Raw genomic sequence first — 20,983 nt, 5'->3', positions numbered from 1 at the left:
ATTTGAAGAATGATATTTCTTAAGACTGAAGATGAGATAGAACTGCTCCGTAAGAGTAATTTGCTTGTAGGAAAAACGTTGGCTGAGATAGCTAAGATTATAAAGCCGGGAGTTACTACAAAGGAGTTGGATAGAGTAGCCGAAGAGTTTATTAGAGATAATGGCGCTGTTCCTACTTTTAAGGGATTTCCCAACCAATACGGTAATCCGTTTCCGGCTTCGATCTGTACCTCTGTAAACGAACAGGTTGTACACGGTATCCCGGGTGATGATGTAGTACTGAAAGAAGGAGATATCGTTTCGGTTGATTGCGGTACATACATGAACGGCTTTTGTGGCGATTCGGCTTATACGTTTTGTGTAGGTGAAGTTGACGAGGAAGTTCGCAAATTACTGAAAGTTACTAAAGAAGCATTATACATAGGAATACAGAATGCAGTCCAAGGCAAACGGTTGGGTGATATAGGATATGCTATACAACAACATTGTGAGTCTAATTCTTATGGAGTAGTGCGCGAGTTTGTCGGTCATGGTATCGGTAAGGAGATGCATGAAGACCCGCAGGTTCCCAATTACGGTAAACGTGGTTACGGAACGATGTTGAAGCAGGGGGTGTGCATTGCAATCGAGCCGATGATTACTTTAGGCAACCGACAGATAGTAATGGAACGCGACGGCTGGACGGTTAGAACCAAAGACCGTAAATGCGCTGCTCATTTTGAACATACCATAGCGGTTAGAAACGGTGAAGCCGATATATTGTCGTCATTCGAATTCATTGAAGAAGTATTAGGAGATAAAGCAATTTAAGAAGTTAATATGGCAAAGCAATCTGCAATAGAACAAGATGGAGTTATAGTTGAAGCATTGTCTAATGCAATGTTTCGTGTTGAATTAGAAAACGGACATGAGATTACTGCACATATTTCCGGTAAGATGCGGATGCACTACATCAAAATCCTGCCGGGTGATAAGGTAAGAGTTGAAATGTCTCCTTACGATTTATCGAAAGGAAGAATTGTATTCAGATATAAATAAAATTAAGATATGAAAGTAAGAGCATCCTTAAAGAAACGTACGCCAGAGTGTAAAATCGTTAGACGTAATGGCCGTTTGTATGTTATTAACAAGAAAAATCCTAAGTATAAACAACGTCAAGGATAATATTATTATTTTTGCAAAAAAAATAATTTAGTATATGGCTATAAGAATAGTTGGTGTCGATTTACCTCAAAACAAGAGAGGTGAAGTTGCGTTGACCTATGTATATGGAATAGGTCGTAGTAGTTCAGCAAAGATTTTGGATAAAGCAGGTGTAGATAAAGACCTGAAAGTAAAAGACTGGACGGATGAACAGGCTGCCAAGATTCGTGAGATCATTGGTGCAGAGTATAAAGTAGAAGGTGATCTTCGTTCTGAAGTTCAATTGAACATCAAGCGTTTAATGGATATCGGTTGCTACCGTGGTGTACGTCACCGTATCGGTCTTCCTGTTAGAGGCCAGAGTACAAAGAACAACGCCCGTACTCGTAAGGGAAGAAAGAAAACCGTTGCTAATAAGAAAAAAGCTACTAAATAATAATTGTTGATATGGCAAAAAAAACAGTTGCAGCAAAAAAGAGAAATGTAAAGGTAGATGCTAATGGACAGTTGCATGTTCATTCATCTTTCAACAACATTATTGTTTCTCTGGCTAATAGTGAAGGTCAGATTATTTCTTGGTCTTCTGCCGGAAAGATGGGATTTAGAGGTTCTAAGAAGAACACTCCTTATGCAGCGCAAATGGCTGCTCAAGACTGCGCTAAGGTAGCATACGACCTTGGCTTGAGAAAGGTAAAAGCATATGTGAAAGGTCCAGGTAACGGACGTGAGTCTGCTATTAGAACTATCCACGGTGCAGGTATCGAAGTCACTGAAATTATCGATGTGACTCCGCTTCCACATAATGGTTGTCGTCCTCCGAAAAGACGTAGAGTTTAAGATTTACCTTTAATAAAAATGAAACTTGATATTGTTATTGGATTGTAAATTCTTCTCTGCAATCGCGGCTGCAACAAATTAAGTTCATGAATAACAATTAAATATTTAAAAAGAAATGGCTAGATATACTGGACCAAAATCAAGAATAGCCCGTAAATTCGGTGAAGGTATCTTTGGAGCAGATAAAGTATTGTCAAAGAAGAACTATCCTCCCGGACAGCACGGTAATTCAAGAAAGAGAAAAACTTCTGAATATGGTGTTCAACTTCGTGAGAAACAGAAAGCCAAATACACCTATGGAGTTTTGGAAAAACAATTCCGCAATCTGTTTGAGAAAGCAGCTACAGCTAAAGGTATTACGGGTGAGGTACTTCTCCAATTACTGGAAGGCCGCCTCGACAATGTAGTATTCCGTCTGGGTATTGCTCCGACTCGTGCCGCTGCCCGTCAGTTGGTTAGTCACAAGCATATTACTGTAGACGGCGAGGTAGTGAATATACCTTCATATGCAGTAAAACCGGGTCAGGTAATTGGCGTTCGTGAAAAATCCAAATCTTTGGAAGTTATCGCTAACTCATTGGCAGGCTTTAACCACAGCAAATATCCTTGGTTGGAATGGGATGACAATGCTAAAGTAGGTAAGTTGTTGCACGTACCTGAAAGAGCAGACATTCCTGAAAACATTAAAGAGCATTTGATTGTAGAATTGTATTCTAAATAATAATTAATTTCATGGCGATATTAGCATTTCAAAAACCTGATAAAGTATTAATGTTGGAAGCGGACTCTAAATTCGGAAAGTTCGAATTTCGTCCGTTGGAGCCCGGTTTCGGTATTACCGTGGGTAATGCACTGCGCCGCATCCTGCTTTCTTCATTGGAAGGTTTTGCTATCACCACTATCAAGATAGAAGGTGTTGAGCATGAATTTTCCAGTGTTCCGGGAGTAAAAGAGGATGTTACTAACATTATCTTGAATCTGAAACAAGTGAGGTTCAAGCAAGTAGTTGAAGAATTCGAGAGCGAGAAAGTAAGCATCACGGTCGAGAACTCAAGTGAATTTAAAGCAGGTGACATAGGTAAGTATTTGACTGGATTTGAAGTGTTAAATCCTGAATTAGTTATTTGTCATTTAGATTCAAAATCAACTATGCAGATAGATATTACGATCAACAAAGGTCGTGGTTATGTTCCTGCTGACGAAAACCGCGAATATTGCACCGACGTGAACGTAATTCCTATCGATTCTATTTATACTCCGATACGTAATGTTAAGTACCAGGTAGAGAACTTCCGTGTTGAGCAGAAGACAGACTACGAGAAACTGGTGCTTGAAATTACTACGGATGGTTCCATTCACCCGAAAGAAGCTCTGAAAGAAGCTGCAAAAATACTGATTTATCACTTCATGCTCTTCTCCGACGAGAAGATTACGTTGGAAAGCAACGATGTAGACGGCAATGAAGAGTTTGATGAAGAAGTATTGCACATGCGTCAGTTGCTGAAGACCAAGCTTGTCGATATGGATCTCTCGGTTCGTGCCCTCAACTGTTTGAAGGCCGCCGATGTAGAGACTTTGGGCGACTTGGTACAGTTCAACAAGACGGATTTGCTGAAATTCAGAAATTTCGGAAAGAAATCGCTTACCGAGCTTGATGATTTGCTGGAAAGTCTGAATCTGTCGTTTGGAACTGATATTTCTAAATATAAATTAGATAAAGAATAAAAAATGAGACATAATAAGAAATTCAACCATTTGGGTCGTACTGCCTCTCATAGAAACGCTATGTTGGCTAATATGGCGTGTTCTTTGATTAAGCACAAAAGAATCACTACGACCGTTGCAAAGGCTAAAGCTTTGAAGAAATTCGTTGAGCCTTTGATTACAAAAGCTAAAGACGATACGACTAACTCTCGTCGTGTTGTATTTAGCAATCTGCAAGACAAGTATGCTGTAACCGAGTTGTTCAAGGAAATCTCTGTGAAGATTGCAGACCGTCCGGGCGGTTATACCCGTATCATCAAGACCGGTAACCGTTTGGGTGACAACGCAGAAATGTGTTTCATCGAACTCGTTGACTACAACGAGAACATGGCTAAGGAAAAAGTTGCTAAGAAAGCTACCCGTACCCGCCGTTCAAAGAAGGCTGCTGCCACTACTGAAGCTGCTCCCGCTGCTGAAACAGCACCGGTTGCCGAAACTCCTGCTGCTGAAGAAGCAAAAGCTGAATAATTCAACTATTCTTTTTATATATAGGAAGCCGTCCCAGCGATTGGGGCGGCTTTTTTGTTTATGTTTTTATTTACATGAACAAACATTAAAAGATGTATGTATAAAACAAATCAATGGGATAAACCGTTATATTTGCAGACAGTTATGGGGAAATATCTAAAACTTATAGGATTTCTGGTACTTGCGTTGTTCTTGTGGCAAACGCCGGATGGTGCAGCGTTAGGTAATGCGGCATCGCGCAACACAGCGTTAAGCGATATGACGTTAAGCAATGCTGCGCTGAGCAGTTCGTCATTAAGCAATGCAGCATTGAATACCCCAGTATTAAGTAATGCTGTGCTGAGCACTCCGTCATTAGGCAATGTAGCATTGAATACCCCGGTATTAAGTAATGCTGTGCTGAGCACTCCGTCGTTAAGCAATGCAGCATTGAATACCCCGGTATTAAGTAATGCTGTGCTGGGCACTCCGTCATTAAGCAATGTAGCATTGAATACCCCGGTATTAAGTAATGCTGTGCTGAGCGGTTCGTCATTAAGCAATGCAGCATTGAATACCCCAGTATTAAGTAATGCTGCGCTGAGCACTTCGTCATTAAGCAATGTAGCATTGAATACCCCGGTATTAAGTGATGTTGCGCTGAGTGTTCCGTCGTTAAGCAATGCAGTATTGAATACCCCGGTATTAAGTAATGCTGCGCTAAGTACTCCGTCGTTAACCAATGCAACATCAACCACCCTGGTATTAAGCGATGCAGCATTAACCAACCCAAATGCAACGTCAACCACCCCGCCGTCAAGCAATCCAGCCTCGGATGATACAACCGTCAGCAATTCGGTAAGCACAGGAGATGCTGCGGATATTCAGACTACCGCCGTTCATCATCAGGACGAGGCATGCTTCACTTCCCCCCGATTGCCCTATCTGCCGGTTGCAGAGCTGACAAGTAATACCGGACACATACAGTCGTTGGTAATGTCCCGTGTCCAACGCTCTTACATTACTGAATATATCTTTTCATTAAAAGACTGGGTGGCAAAGCTTGCCCAGCGCGAAGCGGTTCTGTCCCTGCATAAAGAAAAACTTTTCGACGTTACCGCTTACTGTCGTTGCCGGCCTGCGTGTGAGTACTACATTTTCACACTAAGGCGAATTCTGATTTAGTGTCCTGTCGTTTTCCTGACTTATTCCCTTGCATATGAACCTGTGCGTTTATATACGAGGAGATACGCTATGCACTATTTCACACTTTATTAATTCATAAAACGATATATATTATGGCAACTCAAACTATCGGCGCAACACTTTTTGCGTCTTCACATCCCGATATAGCAAAACGCACCAGTGTTTCCGGACTCATAATCTCGGCAGTGATGCTGGCGGCAGGCATTCTTGTGTTTTTCTCTGTCTTTGAGATGAACGACAAATCCTCCACGCTCAGCATGTTCCTAATGGTGCTGGGTACGGCGTTGGCTTTACTGGGCGTGTTCCGTTTGTTCTGGAAATCGCGGGAAATAGTCTACCTTCCTACGGGAAGCGTGGCGAAAGAACGCAGCCTGTTCTTCGATTTGAAACATATCGGTACGCTGACCGAAATGATTGAAAACGGTAAGCTGGGCGGCGAAGCCGGGATAAAGAGCGAATCGAGCGGTAACGTACGTATGGACATCCTGATTTCGCAAGACAATCAGTTTGCCGCATTGCAACTGTTCCAGTTCGTGCCCTATACCTATACGCCAGTAACCTCCGTACACTATTTTACCGGCAGCCAGGCTGCGGCAGTCTCGGCCTTCCTGTCTAAATGCAAGGCAGTATAAGCCTACGTAAACATACAATCAATTTAGCTTTTCAGAGGGGATTAGTCGGTAACGGCAATCCCCATTTTCTTCATCAGGAAGCAAGCATTCATATTCTGCGCCACCCCCGGGCGGAGGCGGTAAGAAAACGTCAGCTCGTCGCCGGTAATATCCGCCTCGAAACGGAAGTTACGGATATTTTCGGGAAAGAGGTCGATAAGCGTGCCCAGTAATAAGTCATGAGTGGCGATGATACCGTTTGCCTGCAAAGCCATAAACTGCTTGATAAGCGAGAAAGACCCCTTCTGCTTGTCCATGGAATTCGTACCCTTCAAAATCTCGTCGAGGATGATGAACAACTCCTCGCCCGCTTGCAACTTGTCGATGATAAGCTTCAGACGCTTGAGCTCGGCAAAGAAATAAGACTCGTTGTCGCTCAGGGAGTCGCTGGTACGCAGGCTGGTGATGAGACGTGCCGGATATATTTCCATTTCGTCCGCACAGACAGGCATACCGGTACAGGCAAGCAGGTAATTGACGCCTATCGTGCGCAGGTACGTACTTTTCCCCGCCATGTTGGCGCCGGTGATAATGATGAAGAAAGGACGCTTCTGCATGTCGATATCGTTGCGGACACAACGGTCGCGGTGCATCAGCGGATGCCCTAACGCCTTTGCGCGGAGCACGAAACGGGAGCCGCCGCCGGTATTCTCCATACCGGAAAGCATATCCGCCTTATCGAGCAAAACCGGATAAGCATATCCGGGATGATTATAAGCAAAGGTTGCCAATGAGTTGAGAGCATCCATTTGCCCGAGAGCGTTGAGCCAGCGAGGCAGTTCGCCGGCATACTGCTCCTTCCATGCTTCGATACGCATGATTTGCCGCAGTTCCCAGAAGAACAAACCGTTGAGGATTATATACATAAACACATTATTACGCTGGTCGAGCTCATTCATCAGCTTACTCAGCCGGCTGATAGAAAGAGAAGCCTTCCGGTGCTCGCCGCCGATTTCTTTCTTGATACCCTCCAGTAAGCCGCATTGCATGGGCTGGGCTTCCATAAGCTCGAGCATACCGGCATATGTACCCAGAATTTGCAGCTTCTTTCCATATACGGTTTGTATCTTGCTAATCTTTCCGGTAAAGGCAAAGCCGGCAGTTACGAAACACGTCCATAGTACTCCCCAGGCAGTCGCGGACAAGTAACCTGCCGCAACCGAGAGCAGGCATAAGATATTGACACCCGTGATGATTGCCGGCAAAGCACGCAGCAACCGGTTGCAACGGAATACGGAAGGGCTTGCCGCCCACGCTTTCAGTTCCGCTTCATCGGCCGCCTTTCCCTTGTGCAACAAGCCGAGGATGCGGAAGCGCTGACGGAAGTGCAGTTCGGGCGCCAGGCAGCGTACAGCCTCCTGGCGTTCCAGTATATCCTCCTTCTTTTCGAGATGCTTCCCCAACCAGCTGGCCAGCAGGCGCTTTCCCGGCTCGGTACAAGTCCGGTTGATATATTGGAATAAGGAGCGGGCGCCGAATACATCCAAGTCGTAAGCATACAGATGCGCCGGGTCGGTAAATTCCTCCCCGCCGTCGAAGCAGGAAAAATCATAATCCAACGCCGCCAGTTCCTGCCGGTTGATTTCTATCTTTTTTTCCAGGTAATCCTTACGGTAGAACAAACGGTTATGATACTTTATCAGGAGAATGAACGGCAGAAGGGTAACGAATGCAATTCCTGCCAGTACCGCCCAGCCTTCCGTATAGAAATAAATAATTCCCGCTACCCCGGCAACGAACAGCGCCAGCCGCAACGTGCCGATGCGGTAAATCTGTTTCTGTACTTTATTCAACTCTTGCTGCGCCCCGTCCGCAATATCCCGGTAGGTCTGGCTTATGTGCTCGATATTCTCCATTTGTCTCCACGTTTTTATGTCGGGGGCAAAGATAATGCAAACCGAGAGCGGAATAAAATGAACTTGTTCATTTTTTATGCCGAGGTGCAGCTTATCTTCGCTTTTGTTGCAAAGATAACAAAAAAGATAACCAAATACCCGTTTCCCCTTAGGAACTTTCAGTTCCGTGCATCGAAACAAACTGTTTTACCGGGTTAAACAAACTGTTCCGACGAGCAGAACAAACTGTTTCACCGCGGAGAACAAACTGTTTCGCTAAGGGAGAACAAACTGTTTTGCTAAGGGAGAACAAACTGTTTTGCTAAGGGAGAACAAACTGTTTTGCTAAGGGAGAACAAACTGTTTTGCTAAGGGAGAACAAACTGTTTTGTTAAGGGAAAAACAAACTGTTTCGTTAGGGAAAAACAAACTGTTTAGTTAAGGGAAAACAAACTGTTTAGTTAAGGGAAAACAAACTGTTTCGCTAAGGAAAAACAAACTGTTTCGTTAAGGAAAAACAAACTGTTTCGCTAAGGAAGAACAAACTGTTTCGCTAAGGAAAAACAAACTGTTTAGTTAAGGGAAAACAAACTGTTTAGTTAAGAGAAAACAAACTGTTTCGCTAGGGAAAAACAATCTGTTTTGTTAAGGGAGAACAAACTGTTTCATTAAGGTAAAACAAACTGTTCCACCCTATGGAAACACTTTGTTCCGATAGGGTGGAACTATAAATATCCCCCTTTCCTATAATATCAGTCGAGGCTTTCGCTTGATTGGTCTGCCTTTACGAGCCGGCGGCTCTTGCGGCGGAAACCGCCTTCCCCCGCCATGTACACACAGGCGAGAGAGCATACGGCGCACACCACGAACACGATTCCCGTGGCTTGCAGCGTATTTCCGATACCTACCAGCGGCGAAACGGCTCCTCCGAACGCAAATGAAACGGCTCCCAACAAGGCGGAAGCGCTTCCGGACGACTCCCTTCCCTTGTCCATGGCAAGCGTCGTGGAAGAGGTGAAGCAAAGCCCCAGCGAGAAAAGGATGCCGAGCATAAAGCCCTCGTAGAGAAGAAAGCCGCAACCGGCAAACAATGCCACCGCCTCGCATACCGAGAAAACGAGCAGACCGGCGCTTCCCAGCAACGTCCCGTTCTCTATGCGCCTGAACTTGGCGGCAAGGGCTGCCGACACCACTACGGCGAGCGCGTTCATGCCGAAACACATGCTGAACTGGAACGGGGTGAAGCCGTAATGCTGCTGCATGATGAACGGTGCGGACGCGATATTGGCGAAAAGTGCAGCCTGGGCGAACCCAAGCTGCAACATATAACCCGTGTAAGGACGGTTCCTCAATAAAGGTATGAAGTATGACGGTAAACGTAAGAGACTGGACGGAACACGTCTTTCCACGGGTAAGGATTCACGAAAGAACAGGCTGGCTGCCGACAACAGCATGCCGATGAACAACAGGACGGCGAAGATACCTTCCCAGCCGCCCGCCTCGGTCATGCTTCCTCCTATTACGGGAGCCAGCACCGGGGCTATACCGTTAATCGAGCCTACAATGGCAAGGATTCCGGCAAGCTCCCGCCCGGAAAACATATCCGTCGATACGGAACGGGCGATGACAATGCTGCCGGCCGCAGCAATCCCCTGGAACAGGCGGAATACGACGAACTGGCAGATGCCGGCGGAGAACAGACAGAGCAGGGTGGAAAGGATAAACAACAACAGAGTCCACAGCAGCACCGGCTTTCTGCCATACCGGTCGCTCATGGGGCCGAATAGCAACTGCCCCACAGCCAGACCGACCATGCAGGAAGTCAAGCTGAACTGCACCATTGAGGCGGTAGTGCCGAACTGCTCTGCCATAGACGGCAGTGCCGGCAGGTATATGTCGGTGGCAAACGGGCCGAATGCCGTGAGCAACCCCAGGAAAACCAATAGGAATATTCTATAAGAGCTTGCTTTCAGTTCCAGTGTTTTCATTCGCACCCTCCTCCCAACGCATTATATAAGTTGATAACAGCCTGGCAGCGGGCAAACCGGTCAGAAACCACGTTCAGCCGGGCGTTCAGTAGCGACTGCCGTGCCGTGAGCAGTTCCAGGTAAGTGGCATTGCCCGTGCGGTACAGAGCTTCCGAAGTCTGTACGGTACGTTCCAGCTCCCTGCACTGTTGCTGGTGGCTGTCGAGGCTCCTCTGCACCGACTCCGTGGCATACAAGGCATCGTTCACCTCCTGCCCGGCATCCAGCAAGGCTTGTTTGTAGTTGAGCAGCGCTATCTGTTCGTCGTCTTTGGATACGCGCAGGTTGGATATGAGCTTCCCTCTGTTGAAAATGGGTTGCGTCAGAGATGCGACAGCCGAAAGTATCCAGCCGCCGGGATTGGTTACCGCCTGCCCCAGGGAGTTCGTCCAGCCGGCGCTTCCGGCCAGCGTAAGGTTAGGGTAGAAGGCGGAACGCGCCTGGTTCGTTGTATAATAGGCATTGGCAAGTGCCATTTCAGCTTGCACCACGTCCGGACGCCTGGACAGCAGCCGCAGGGGAACGCCGGCATTTATCTTTTCCGGCAGGTATTGCGCTGCCAGCGAGCCGCGGGGAATAGTACGCGAGGTCATTCCCAGCAGGGTGCAGAGCGCATTCTCCGCTTCGCGCTGTTGCCGCAGTAGGTCGTTGTGCGAGGCTTCCAGCTCGTACAGGCTGGCACGCGCCTGGGTTACGGCATTCTCCGTTTCCTCACCCACCTTGAATTTCGATTCGATAGTCCGTATCTGCTCGCTCCATACTTCCAGAGTAGCCCGGCTGATTTCCAGTTGCTCATCCAGCATCAGGAGCGAGTAGTAATCGTTGGCAATGGTCGCTATCAGCTCCGAGCGCACGGCTTGCTGGTAGGCTTTCTGCTGCAATAAGGTGCTTTGGACGCCTTTCTTGGCGTTGCGCAGATTGCCGAAAAGGTCTATCTCCCAGCTTGCCTGCACGGGCAGCTCGTAGGTCTTTACCGTTTTGCTTCCGTCCGTACCGGTTAACGCGCCCTGCGGAGACAGGGTGAGCGACGGCAGGAACGACAGGCGGGCGGCTTTCAGTTGCGCTTTTGCCTGGTCTACGCGCAGCAGGGCTGTCTGCATGTCGGTATTGTGCTCCAGCCCGTAGCGGATGAGCTCTTGTAGCAAGGTGTCCCGGAATATCTCCTGCCAGGGAAGGTCGCCCAGTGTCAGGGAGTCGTCCGTGCGGTTGCCGCCCGTTTCCCGGTAAAGGCTGTCTGCCGGCAGTCCGGCGGGGCGCCGGTAATCGGTGTAGATGTGGCAACTGCACAGGGCAATGGCGGACATCAGCAAGTATATTATCTTTCTCATAATTGTCTGTCTTGTTTTCGTTTACCCATTACCCGTTCTTCGATGTACTGGAATACGATGAAGAAAGCGGGTGTTACAAATAATAAAGCTATGGTTCCGATAATCAGCCCGCCCACTGTGCCTACGCCCAGGGAGCGGTTGCCGTTGGCTCCTACCCCGGAGGCGAACATCAGCGGAAGCATACCGAAAATCATGGTGAGCGCCGTCATCAGGATAGGGCGGAAGCGGACGGCGGCTGCGCTCATGGCGGCCTGCGTTAGCGACATACCTGCTTGGCGGCGCTCGGTTGCATATTCCGTCATCAGGATAGCGGTTTTCGAGAGCAGCCCTATCAGCATGATGAGTCCTGTTTGCAGGTAGATATTGTTCTCGATACCCCACATACGGGCGAAAAGGAAGCTTCCCATTAGGCCGAAAGGTACGGAGAGGATAACCGCCATGGGGATAAACACGCTCTCGTAGAGTGCGCAGAGTATCAGGTAGATGAACAGGATGCAGACGCCGTAGATGATGACGGTGTCGTGCGAGCCCGCCATTTGCTCTTCTTCACGTGTCATGCCGGAGTATTCGTAGCCGTAGCCGGTAGGGAGGGTCTGTGCGGCGACTTCCGTTACGGCGGCGATGACGTCTCCCGAGCTGTAACCGTCGGCAGGCATACCCTGCACGTTGATAGAGGAGAACATATTGAAGCGTGTCAGCGATTCCGCACCGTAGGTCTTGGTCAGCTTCACGAACTGGCTGACTGGCGCCATTCCCCCGCTGGTTTTCACGAAGATATTGTCCAGCGACTGCATGCTTTTGCGGCTGTCCGACGGCGCCTGGATGATGACGCGGTAGAGCTTTGTGAAGCGGTTGAAGTTGGAGGCGTAGATGCTCCCGAAATACCCGGACAGCACGTTGAGCACTTCATCGGTGGTAGTGCCGGCGCGCTGGCATTGCGCCTCGTCCACATCCACGCGGTACTGCGGGAAGTCGGCGCTGAACGATGTATAGGCCATTTGTATTTCCGGGCGTTTGTTCAGCTCTGCAAGAAAGTCGCCGGTTACTTTGCTCAAGGCTTCGACACCCCTGCCGCCGCGGTCTTGGATGTAAAGCTCGAAACTGTTTCCCGTGCCGTATCCCGAAATCATGGGCGGCGAGAAAACGAAGATGCTGGCATCCTTGATGTGTGCCGTGCGCCGGTAGATTTCCTCGGAAATGGCGTCTACGCTGCTTTCCTTTTCCTGCCGTTCGTCCCAATGTTTCAGCTTGATGATGAACATGCCGTGCGAGGAACCGCTGCCGGAGCTCATGCCGAACCCGGCTACCTTGTTGAAGTTGTCTATTTGCGGAATCTCTTTCAGCTCTTTCTCCACTTTGTCCATGATGCTTGCCGTCTCCGCTAACGTGCTTCCGGCGGGGGCATCTAGGCTGACGAATATGGAGCCGGTGTCCTCCGAGGGCACGAGGCCGGTCTTGGTAGTAGTCATCAGGTAGCACAGCAGCACGGTAGCCAGTCCCAGCGATGCCCATGCCAGCCATTTGCGCTTGATGAAGAACTTGGCTCCTGTCTTGTATTTCAGCACGATGCGCCTGAATGCCGAGTCGAATGCCATGCGGAAACGGGTGGAGAATTCCGGCTTCTTTCCTTCCACCAACAGCTCGTTGGGACGCAGTATCAGGGCGCACAAGGCGGGCGAGAGGGTCAGTGCGTTAACTGCCGATATGCCTACGGCTACCGCCATTGTAACGCCGAACTGGGTATAGAAGATGCCCGATGTACCGCCCATGAAGGATACGGGTACGAACACCGCCATAAAGACCAGCGTGGATGTGACAATGGCTGATGAAATGCCGTTCGTGGCATCGACGGATGCTTTGTAGGGCGAACGGTAGCCCTCGTCGAAGCGGGTCTGTACTGCTTCGACCACGATAATGGCATCGTCTACTATCGTGCCGATAGCGAGTACCAGGGCGAAAAGCGTTAGCAGGTTGATGCTGAACCCTGCGAGGTAGAGGGCGGCGAACGTGCCTATCAGGGATACGAAGATGCTGATAGTGGGAATCAGCGTGGAGCGCGGGTTCTGGAGGAATACGTACACCACCAGTATTACCAGTACGATAGCCTCGAACAGTGTCTTGATAACCTCGTCGATAGAGGCGTCGAGGAAGTTCTTGGTGCTCATCAGCTCCACGATTTCCATATCTTCCGGCAGGTTTTCCTTCAGCTCGTCCAGGTATGCGTCTATGTTCGTGATGATTTCGTTGGCGTTCGTTCCGGCCGTCTGGTTAATCATGCAGGTGCTTCCCGGAGCGCCGTTTACCGTACCGGTGTAGGAGTAGCTTTGCGCTCCCAACTCTACGGTGGCGATATCTTTCAGTTTCAGGACACGGCCGTCGCTATAAGCTTTGATAACGATTTCCTCGAATTCCTGTTCCGTTTCCAGGCGCCCGCGGTATTTCAGGGTGTATTGGTACACGTTCTCGGAATCTTCGCCGATAGAGCCGGTGGAGGCTTCTATGTTCTGGCTCGACAATGCCGCCTCCACATCGCCCGGTTCCAGTTCGTATTGTGCCATTACATCCGGTTTCAGCCAGATACGCATCGCATAATCTCCTCCCATGACGTTAACCTCACCCACGCCGGAGATGCGTTGTATCTGTGGCTTTACGTTGATAGTCAGGTAGTTGGTGAGGAACGTTTCGTCGTATGTACCGTTCGGACTGTAAAGGCCGAAAATCTTCAGCATGCTGCTCTGGCGCTTCATGGTGGTAACGCCTACTTTGGTTACTTCCGCCGGCAGCAGGGAGGTGGCAGTCGATACTTTGTTCTGGACGTTTACCGCCGCCATGTCCGGGTCGCTGCCTTGCTTGAAGTAAACCGTGATTTCGGCGCTGCCGGTGTTGCTGGCGGTGGATGTCATGTAGGTCATGTTCTCTACTCCGTTGATAGCTTCTTCCAGCGGCACGATAACGCTTTTCTGCACGGCTTCCGCATTGGCTCCGCTGTAAGTGGTCGAAACGCGGATAGTAGGAGGGGCGATGTCCGGATATTGCTCTACGGACAATGCGTATAGCCCGATTAATCCGGCTACCAGGATAACGACCGAGATAACGATTGAAAGAATGGGTCTGTCTATAAATCTTTGCAGTTTCATACGCTATTCCTCCTGTTTTTCTGTTTCGGCGGATATGGTTGTGCCGTCTTTCAGCAGGCCGGCACCCTCGGACACGATTACGTCGCCTTCCTGCAATCCTTCTTCTACGATGTATTCTGCCCCGTCGTTGATTTCGAATACTTTGATAGGGGTGGAGGTTGCCTTGCCGTCTACCACTTTGTAGGCGAAGATGCGGTTCTGGATTTCATAAGTGGCTTCCTGGGGGATGACGATGCAGTGCGGGCGGTCGTAGGGGATGACGATGTTGGCCTGCCCGCCGCTCATCAGGCGTTTGTCCTTGTTTTCGAATACGGCGCGCATGCTTACCGTTCCGGTTGTTTTGTCGATAATACCGCTGATAACGTCTACTTTCCCTTTCTGTTCGTACACCGTGCCGTCGTTCAGCTCCAGCGATACTTCCGGGAAGGATTGCAGTGCCTTGTCCAGCGAGCCGTACCGGGCTGTCAGCGAGAGTACTTGTTTCTCCGTCAGGGAGAAGTAGACATACATTTCGGAATTGTCCGAGACGTCGATAAGGGCATCTGTCATGGACGGGCTAACCAGGGCTCCGATACGGTAGGGCGTCATGCCGGCATATCCGTCTACGGGGCTTTTCACTTCTGTGTAGGAGAGGTTGTTCCGTGCGTCCGTCATTTCGGCTTGTGCCTGCAACAGGGCGGCCTGGGCGCTTTTGTAGTTGTTGCGGGCGGTGCGCAGTTCGAACTCCGAGATTACCTTGTCTTTAAACAAGGACTGCTTGCCTTCCAACGTCTGCCTGGCAATCGCTTCGTTGGCTTCTGCCGTTGCCACGGCAGCTTCCGCCTTTTGTACGGCGGCTTTGTAGGGTATCTGGTCTATGATGAACAGCACTTGTCCTTTGCGGACATGGGCTCCTTCTTCCACACATACTTGTGTGATTGTTCCTGAAACTTGCGGACGTATTTCCACATCCTGCTTTCCCTCTATCACTGCGGAGTACTTGACGGAGAGTTGCCGGTCTTCCGGTTTCAGTGTCATAAGGGGATAACTTTCTCCTTCATTCTGCAACTTTGCATCCTGCCGGCAACCGGACAGCAGGGATATGCAGCATAAACTCGATACAAAAAGACTTCTTACCTTCATTTTTAGTTAATTTTGTTATTTTACGCCGCAAAGTAAACGAGGTATTGCCGGTCTTATTTGTACAAATGGTGCAGAGATTTGTTCCGATTGCCCCGCATTAAAGAACATTAGCAAATTGTATGTCTATTTGACGCATGAAATTGTTCGGCCGGGACATTTTTCCATACTTTTGTACCGGCATGTAAACCGACGGATTTGAAATGACACAGAAAGAATTATCCCTTTTGTTCCCTCCTGATTTTTATAGAGACGGCTCGATTTTGCTTGTCTCCCCCGACCGGTTTGGCAAGCTGGAAGGGAATATTATTGAGAAAAGCCGTTTTCAGATGCTCGTATGTACCGGTACGCTGGAACTGGAGCTGAACGGGAAACCGTACGAAATGAAAGGTCCCTCCCTGCTCGATGCCATGGATACCGTTACGTTCCGGATAAGCAGGATTGCTCCGGAGGTGCGGGCGTGGTGCTTGTTCACTACGTTCGAGTTTGCCAGCGAGTCCCTGAAAAATCTCCGTCCCGGCCCTCTGAACCATTTGCTGGAACGGCTGTACCTTCCCGTATGGAACCTTGCGCAGGAGGAAAGCGATGTACTTGAAAGGCAACTGCTTCTGCTGAAAGAGACTCTCGGCAATCCGAAGCATTATTACCGGCAGGAGCTTCTGGAAACTTATTTCAGGAGTTTCAGCCTTGAGCTGGGAAATATCATGTTTATCCACGAGGAGAACATCGACGACGCTTTACCTTATATAAGTAAGAGGGATTTCATCACGTTGAATTTTATGAAGCTTGTGTCCAGGCATTTCATGGAGGAGCATGCTATCGAGTTTTATGCGGAGTCCCTGTGTATCTCGGCAAAGCACCTTACGCGCGTTGTTAAGGAGATGACGGGTAAAACGCCGCATACGGTCATTTGCAACGAGCTGATTCACCAGGCTATGGTTATGCTCGAGGATGACAGCATTCCGGTATCGCAAATTGCGGAGGAGCTGCGCTTTTCGGACCAGGCGGCATTCTGCAAGTTCTTCAAGAAGCACAAGGGCATTCCTCCAATGGCATACAGAAGAAGGAGCAACGGTAAATGAAATGTAATCCGCCGGTGCGTTTTTAGGGGAATACCTACCTTCCGGTTTTATTATTTTCTCCTTTTATTTGTCGGATAATGATAAAAAATGTACCTTTAGCTCAAGAAAGCAAAGTTCCAAAAAGAAAGGATAGCGATATGAAAAGAAGTTGGGTGTTAGGGATATTGGCATTATTGGCTTTGCCGTGCCCGGCGCAGCAGATAATGTATTCCAACTTGAAAGAATTGGTGGAAGACCGCGGGGATACGGTTACTATATTGAAAGTGGAGAAGCGTTCCAAGAACCAGATTTATCTGATGGGCGGGGCGGATTACCGTATAGAGGCTGAAGATAACCCCGGGCTGTGCCGTTATTTGAAATCCCGCTGTTATGCCGTACAGATAGATACATCGCTCTACGTCAACTGCAAGAAGATGCGTTACAAACGTTACCGTTTCGGCGGTTGGTATGCACCTGCCATGTGGGTGAAGGGAAAGATTTACTTCTGCGCGCAACCTGTTGGGCAGGCTGCTGCGAGCACTGCAACTCCGCCCGATGCAGCGAAGCTGGGTGGTGAAGTGGGGGATGCCATTAATGCTTCGGGACTGGTCTTTGCGCGTGTGTATTATGAACTGAACCCGGAAACGGGGCGCTCGGAGTTTGTGGGCAGGGATAAGATGCTGGAGTTACTGGCGGACTATCCGGAACTGAAAGAGGCTTTTGAAAAAGAAACGAGCGAGTCGGCGGAGGTCATCGGAAAGTATCTGAGGCAACTAAGGTCTTGAACCGGCTTGTTCCACCGAATCAGCCCGAGCCAGGGTAAGCCGATGAAGAAGAGTAACTCTTTAGTTTGCTGAAGTGGCTCTTTAGGGAGCTGAAGCTGCCCTTTAGACGGCTAAAGTTTCTCTTTAGACTGTTGGAGTTGCCTTTTGTCAGTATAGCCGTTCTCTCTGCATGAAAGCAGAATCGAACCAAGATGAACGATAAATATCCTCTATGAAAGTTTTAGGCAAGGTTAGACAAATACCGTTCTCGCGCGATTGGTAGCGATAACGGTCTTTTTCATTTATCCGGTCGGCAGGATAAATGCTGCGTTGCAGATAGGGTGCATCCAGGCAAGTGAAAAAACGGCGGTTTGCAACATCGATGTACAGTCTTTCGTTCAGGGCTATGCCTAAGCGTATCTCTGCCCTTTCTTTCCTTGGGCATTCTTTGATAATGCACCATTCGAGCTTGATTCTTTGGGGAATATTGAAGTATGCCCGAAAAAATCTGAATGAATTATATGATTTTGTTTCCATAGGTTCTTTGTCGATTGTTTTACGAAAATAATGATATATTTTTGTTTTCTTACTGCCGGTAGCAGATAAAGTGAAAAAGAACGGAGATTTTGGTGATGACATTTTCTGCGAAAGGAGTTAGCCGTTTCGGGGTATGACGGTTAAGTTTTATGTTATGCTTCTACTATATAGTACCATACTACCTATTATATTACTGATAATATGTCGATAATAGGTTTTTTATGAAAGATAGTGCCGCTTTGAGGAAGAAATCCCGGTATTCTATTGTGAGTGTCGGGGTTTATTCTTATATTGTAAACGATGTTATTAGCCCTTCAATTTTATGCCATGAAGAATATTCTGGTTAAAGGGGGGCTGTGCAGGCAAGTAAAGTTTACATGGCAGGGAATTTCAGTTTCAAGGGGCGTATTCTGCCTTTACCGGAAAATTAATTCTGAATATATAGGCTTATGACGGGAAATATGGATTTGGTGATAGGGGCCGGCGGGATAGTATTCCTGTGGACTGTTTCGGCATTGCTCGTATTGCTGCTTGTTGTCGGAATCTTCAATAAAAGAGTACGTCAGTACTTTTATGAGCATCCGAAGGTTGAGCTTTGGGTGGGTGGCGCTTATTGTGCCTGTCCTTTTTTTCTGCTGGGGCAATACTTGGATTGGTGGTGGGCTGCTCTTATCGCTTTGGCGCTCTCTATCGTTTTCGAGAAGATTTTTTGGAAAAAGAAGCGGAAAGATTAATCTTGTACGGGGTTATACCGGATTATCGCAATGATGTTACTAAAATGAAAATCCGTAATCGAGAATAAGCTATATACTATCTAACTTTACTAAATGATAAAATTCCCGGTGTCCTATTGCGAATATCGGGATTTATTTTTATATTGCGGCAGATATAAGCCTGTGTATCCTGACAATTTGTAACTATTCACCTTAATATACTATGGAGATTACTTTAAGCAAAACACTGCCCCCTTATCCTACCTTCGTAGAAGGTATCCGGCGGGCACCCGACCGCGGTTACACCCTCGACCCGGCACAAACCGCCACGGCATTGAAGAATGCCCTGCGCTACATCCCTAAAGAACTGCACGAAACGCTTGCTCCGGAGTTTATGGAAGAGCTCCGCACGCGCGGACGCATTTACGGTTACCGTTATCGTCCGCAAGGCGACCTCAAGGCAAAACCCATTGACGAGTACAAAGGGTGCTGCATCGAGGGCAAAGCCTTTCAGGTGATGATAGACAATAACCTATGTTTCGACATCGCCCTCTATCCCTACGAGCTCGTCACTTACGGCGAAACGGGGCAGGTATGCCAAAACTGGATGCAATACCGGTTGATAAAACAATATCTCGAAGTCCTTACCCGCGACCAGACGCTCGTTATCGAGAGCGGGCATCCGCTGGGGTTTTTCAAGTCGAAGCCCGAAGCGCCGCGCGTCATCATTACGAACGCGATAATGGTAGGGCTTTACGATAACCAGCAGGACTGGCATACGGCGATGCAAATGGGCGTTGCCAATTACGGCCAGATGACTGCCGGCGGCTGGATGTATATCGGTCCGCAGGGTATCGTGCACGGTACTTTCAATACCCTCCTGAATGCCGGACGGCTGAAACTCGGCATTCCCCAGGACGGCGATTTGCGCGGGCGGCTTTTTGTTTCCTCCGGTTTGGGAGGCATGAGCGGTGCCCAGCCCAAAGCCGCCGAGATGTCGGGAGCAGCCGCTATCATAGCCGAGGTGGACGCCTCACGTATCGAAACCCGGCATCGCCAGGGTTGGGTGGGACACGTAACGGACTCACTGCCGCAGGCTTTCGCATTGGCAAAAGAGGCGATGAACAGCCACACGCCGATTTCTGTCGCCTATCACGGTAATGTGGTAGACCTTTTGGAATATGCCGTAAAGGAACAGATACATATCGATTTGCTGTCCGACCAGACCTCCTGCCATGCAGCGTACGACGGTGGTTACTGCCCCGTGGGGCTGACTTTCGAGGAGCGTACCCGGATGCTGCATGAGAATCCGGCAGAATTCCGCCGTAAAGTGGATGCTACGCTGAAACGCCATTTCCTTGCCATAAAAGAGCTCGTAGGCGGGGGTACGTACTTCTTCGACTACGGCAATTCCTTTATGAAAGCCGTTTACGATGCCGGGGTCCCCGAAATCGCGCGCGACGGCAGTGATAAGAACGGTTTCATCTTCCCCAGTTACGTAGAGGATATTATGGGGCCGGAGCTTTTCGACTACGGTTACGGGCCGTTCCGCTGGGTATGTCTCAGTGGCAAGCACGAGGATTTGGTAAAGACAGACCGCGCCGCCATGGAATGTATCGACCCTACCCGTCGCGGCCAGGATTTGGACAATTACAATTGGATACGCGATGCCGAGAAGAATAACTTAGTGGTAGGCACGCAGGCGCGTATCCTCTATCAGGATGCCGAAGGACGGATGAAGATTGCGCTGCGTTTCAATGAAATGGTACGCCGCGGCGAGGTAGGCCCTATTATGCTGGGACGCGACCACCACGATGTCAGCGGTACGGACTCTCCTTTCCGCGAAACGTCCAATATCAAGGACGGCAGTAACGTAATGGCGGATATGGCGGTACAATGTTTTGCCGGCAACTGTGCGCGGGGCATGAGCCTTGTGGCATTGCACAACGGCGGCGGAGTGGGTATCGGCAAAGCCATTAACGGCGGTTTCGGCATGGTGTGCGACGGCTCCGAGCGGGTAGACGAAATCCTGCGTTCCGCCATGCTTTGGGATGTTATGGGCGGTGTGGCACGCCGTTCGTGGGCACGAAACGAGCATGCCATGGAAACCAGCGCAGAATTTAACCGCACCCATTCGGAAGGCTATCATATTACGATGCCTTACGTGGCGGATGAAGAACTGGTTGATAAATATATAAAATAGTAATAACAGGCTCATCGCAGCAGACACAGAGGCGTAAAGAGTTTGGATATAGGATGTAATTCGTTTTTTAGACATAAGAACAAAAGAACAGAAAAGCCATAAAGATAAAAGAACAAAAGGTAAAAGAGCATAAGGACGAAAAGGCATAAAGGTCTGATATTAAAAGAATAAATTCGTTTATAATGCGAATT

General features: G+C 48.8%; 19 protein-coding genes and 1 pseudogene. 14 read left to right on the top strand and 6 right to left on the bottom strand.

The genetic code is table 11. From position 1 onward, the window contains the following. The first annotated feature begins 9 nt into the window (after window positions 1-9). From map to C233_RS0112200, 10 genes and pseudogenes are all read left to right on the top strand, one after another. On the top strand, window positions 10-810 hold the full coding sequence (gene map, locus C233_RS0112245) for a type I methionyl aminopeptidase (protein ID WP_018667877.1): 801 nt from the start codon (window positions 10-12) through the stop codon (window positions 808-810). A 9-nt stretch (window positions 811-819) separates the two neighbouring features. Beyond that, a complete protein-coding gene (gene infA / locus C233_RS0112240; protein ID WP_002558052.1) occupies window positions 820-1,038 on the top strand; it encodes a translation initiation factor IF-1 in 219 nt (72 codons plus the stop codon). A gap of 9 nt (window positions 1,039-1,047) precedes the next feature. Further along, window positions 1,048-1,164 carry a type B 50S ribosomal protein L36 gene (gene ykgO / locus C233_RS23670; protein ID WP_002558051.1) on the top strand — a complete coding sequence of 39 codons (117 nt, stop codon included), beginning with the start codon at window positions 1,048-1,050 and terminating at the stop codon, window positions 1,162-1,164. 34 nt (window positions 1,165-1,198) lie between these two features. Next, window positions 1,199-1,579, top strand: coding sequence for a 30S ribosomal protein S13 (gene rpsM, locus C233_RS0112235; protein ID WP_018667876.1), 381 nt, complete (start codon window positions 1,199-1,201; stop codon window positions 1,577-1,579). An 11-nt stretch (window positions 1,580-1,590) separates the two neighbouring features. After that, window positions 1,591-1,980: a 30S ribosomal protein S11 gene (rpsK, locus tag C233_RS0112230; protein ID WP_005656474.1), complete on the top strand. Its 390-nt coding sequence runs from the start codon at window positions 1,591-1,593 to the stop codon at window positions 1,978-1,980. Window positions 1,981-2,095: 115 nt separating this feature from the next. Continuing rightward, complete coding sequence (gene rpsD / locus C233_RS0112225) at window positions 2,096-2,701, top strand: 30S ribosomal protein S4 (RefSeq protein WP_018667875.1); 606 nt, start codon at window positions 2,096-2,098, stop codon at window positions 2,699-2,701. Window positions 2,702-2,712: 11 nt separating this feature from the next. After that, window positions 2,713-3,705, top strand: a complete 993-nt coding sequence (locus C233_RS0112220; protein WP_025068796.1) for a DNA-directed RNA polymerase subunit alpha — start codon at window positions 2,713-2,715, stop codon at window positions 3,703-3,705. Window positions 3,706-3,708: 3 nt separating this feature from the next. After that, entirely contained in the window at window positions 3,709-4,212 is a 504-nt protein-coding gene (gene rplQ, locus C233_RS0112215; protein WP_025068797.1) for a 50S ribosomal protein L17, read from the top strand. Between the two features lie 822 nt (window positions 4,213-5,034). Further along, window positions 5,035-5,376: pseudogene (locus C233_RS23665) on the top strand (hypothetical protein); the annotation flags it as partial. Between the two features lie 113 nt (window positions 5,377-5,489). Further along, window positions 5,490-6,029: a hypothetical protein gene (locus C233_RS0112200; RefSeq protein WP_018667871.1), complete on the top strand. Its 540-nt coding sequence runs from the start codon at window positions 5,490-5,492 to the stop codon at window positions 6,027-6,029. 41 nt (window positions 6,030-6,070) lie between these two features. Here C233_RS0112200 and C233_RS0112195 read toward each other — a convergent pair whose 3' ends face one another. The 5 genes from C233_RS0112195 to C233_RS0112170 form a co-directional block, all read right to left on the bottom strand. Next, a complete protein-coding gene (locus C233_RS0112195; RefSeq protein ID WP_018667870.1) occupies window positions 6,071-7,924 on the bottom strand; it encodes a MutS family DNA mismatch repair protein in 1,854 nt (617 codons plus the stop codon). Window positions 7,925-8,655: 731 nt separating this feature from the next. Further along, a complete protein-coding gene (locus C233_RS0112185) occupies window positions 8,656-9,891 on the bottom strand; it encodes a multidrug effflux MFS transporter (protein WP_018667868.1) in 1,236 nt (411 codons plus the stop codon). Then, window positions 9,888-11,258, bottom strand: coding sequence for an efflux transporter outer membrane subunit (locus C233_RS0112180; protein ID WP_018667867.1), 1,371 nt, complete (start codon window positions 11,256-11,258; stop codon window positions 9,888-9,890). The genes C233_RS0112185 and C233_RS0112180 overlap by 4 nt, the downstream gene beginning before the upstream one ends. Continuing rightward, window positions 11,255-14,395, bottom strand: coding sequence for an efflux RND transporter permease subunit (locus tag C233_RS0112175; protein WP_018667866.1), 3,141 nt, complete (start codon window positions 14,393-14,395; stop codon window positions 11,255-11,257). The genes C233_RS0112180 and C233_RS0112175 overlap by 4 nt, the downstream gene beginning before the upstream one ends. A gap of 3 nt (window positions 14,396-14,398) precedes the next feature. Further along, window positions 14,399-15,517, bottom strand: a complete 1,119-nt coding sequence (locus C233_RS0112170; protein WP_018667865.1) for an efflux RND transporter periplasmic adaptor subunit — start codon at window positions 15,515-15,517, stop codon at window positions 14,399-14,401. 200 nt (window positions 15,518-15,717) lie between these two features. On the opposite strand from C233_RS0112170, the gene C233_RS0112165 reads away from it, so the two are divergent. Then, on the top strand, window positions 15,718-16,596 hold the full coding sequence (locus tag C233_RS0112165; protein ID WP_018667864.1) for a helix-turn-helix domain-containing protein: 879 nt from the start codon (window positions 15,718-15,720) through the stop codon (window positions 16,594-16,596). 137 nt (window positions 16,597-16,733) lie between these two features. After that, window positions 16,734-17,360 (top strand): DUF6563 family protein, encoded by a 627-nt coding sequence (locus tag C233_RS0112160; RefSeq protein WP_025068800.1) that lies wholly within the window; start codon window positions 16,734-16,736, stop codon window positions 17,358-17,360. A 147-nt stretch (window positions 17,361-17,507) separates the two neighbouring features. On the opposite strand, the gene C233_RS0112155 is transcribed toward C233_RS0112160, so the two are convergent. Beyond that, a complete protein-coding gene (locus C233_RS0112155) occupies window positions 17,508-17,876 on the bottom strand; it encodes a hypothetical protein (RefSeq protein WP_025068801.1) in 369 nt (122 codons plus the stop codon). A 449-nt stretch (window positions 17,877-18,325) separates the two neighbouring features. Between C233_RS0112155 and C233_RS0112150 the strand changes: the two genes are divergently transcribed. Together C233_RS0112150 and C233_RS0112145 are read left to right on the top strand one after the other, a co-directional pair. Then, a complete protein-coding gene (locus C233_RS0112150) occupies window positions 18,326-18,610 on the top strand; it encodes a hypothetical protein (RefSeq protein WP_018667861.1) in 285 nt (94 codons plus the stop codon). Between the two features lie 202 nt (window positions 18,611-18,812). After that, complete coding sequence (locus C233_RS0112145; protein WP_018667860.1) at window positions 18,813-20,792, top strand: urocanate hydratase; 1,980 nt, start codon at window positions 18,813-18,815, stop codon at window positions 20,790-20,792. Window positions 20,793-20,983 lie beyond the last annotated feature (191 nt).

The organism is Bacteroides gallinarum DSM 18171 = JCM 13658 (assembly GCF_000374365.1).
In the GTDB taxonomy this organism is placed as follows: domain Bacteria; phylum Bacteroidota; class Bacteroidia; order Bacteroidales; family Bacteroidaceae; genus Bacteroides; species Bacteroides gallinarum.
This window is presented reverse-complemented; position numbering and strand designations above follow the sequence as displayed.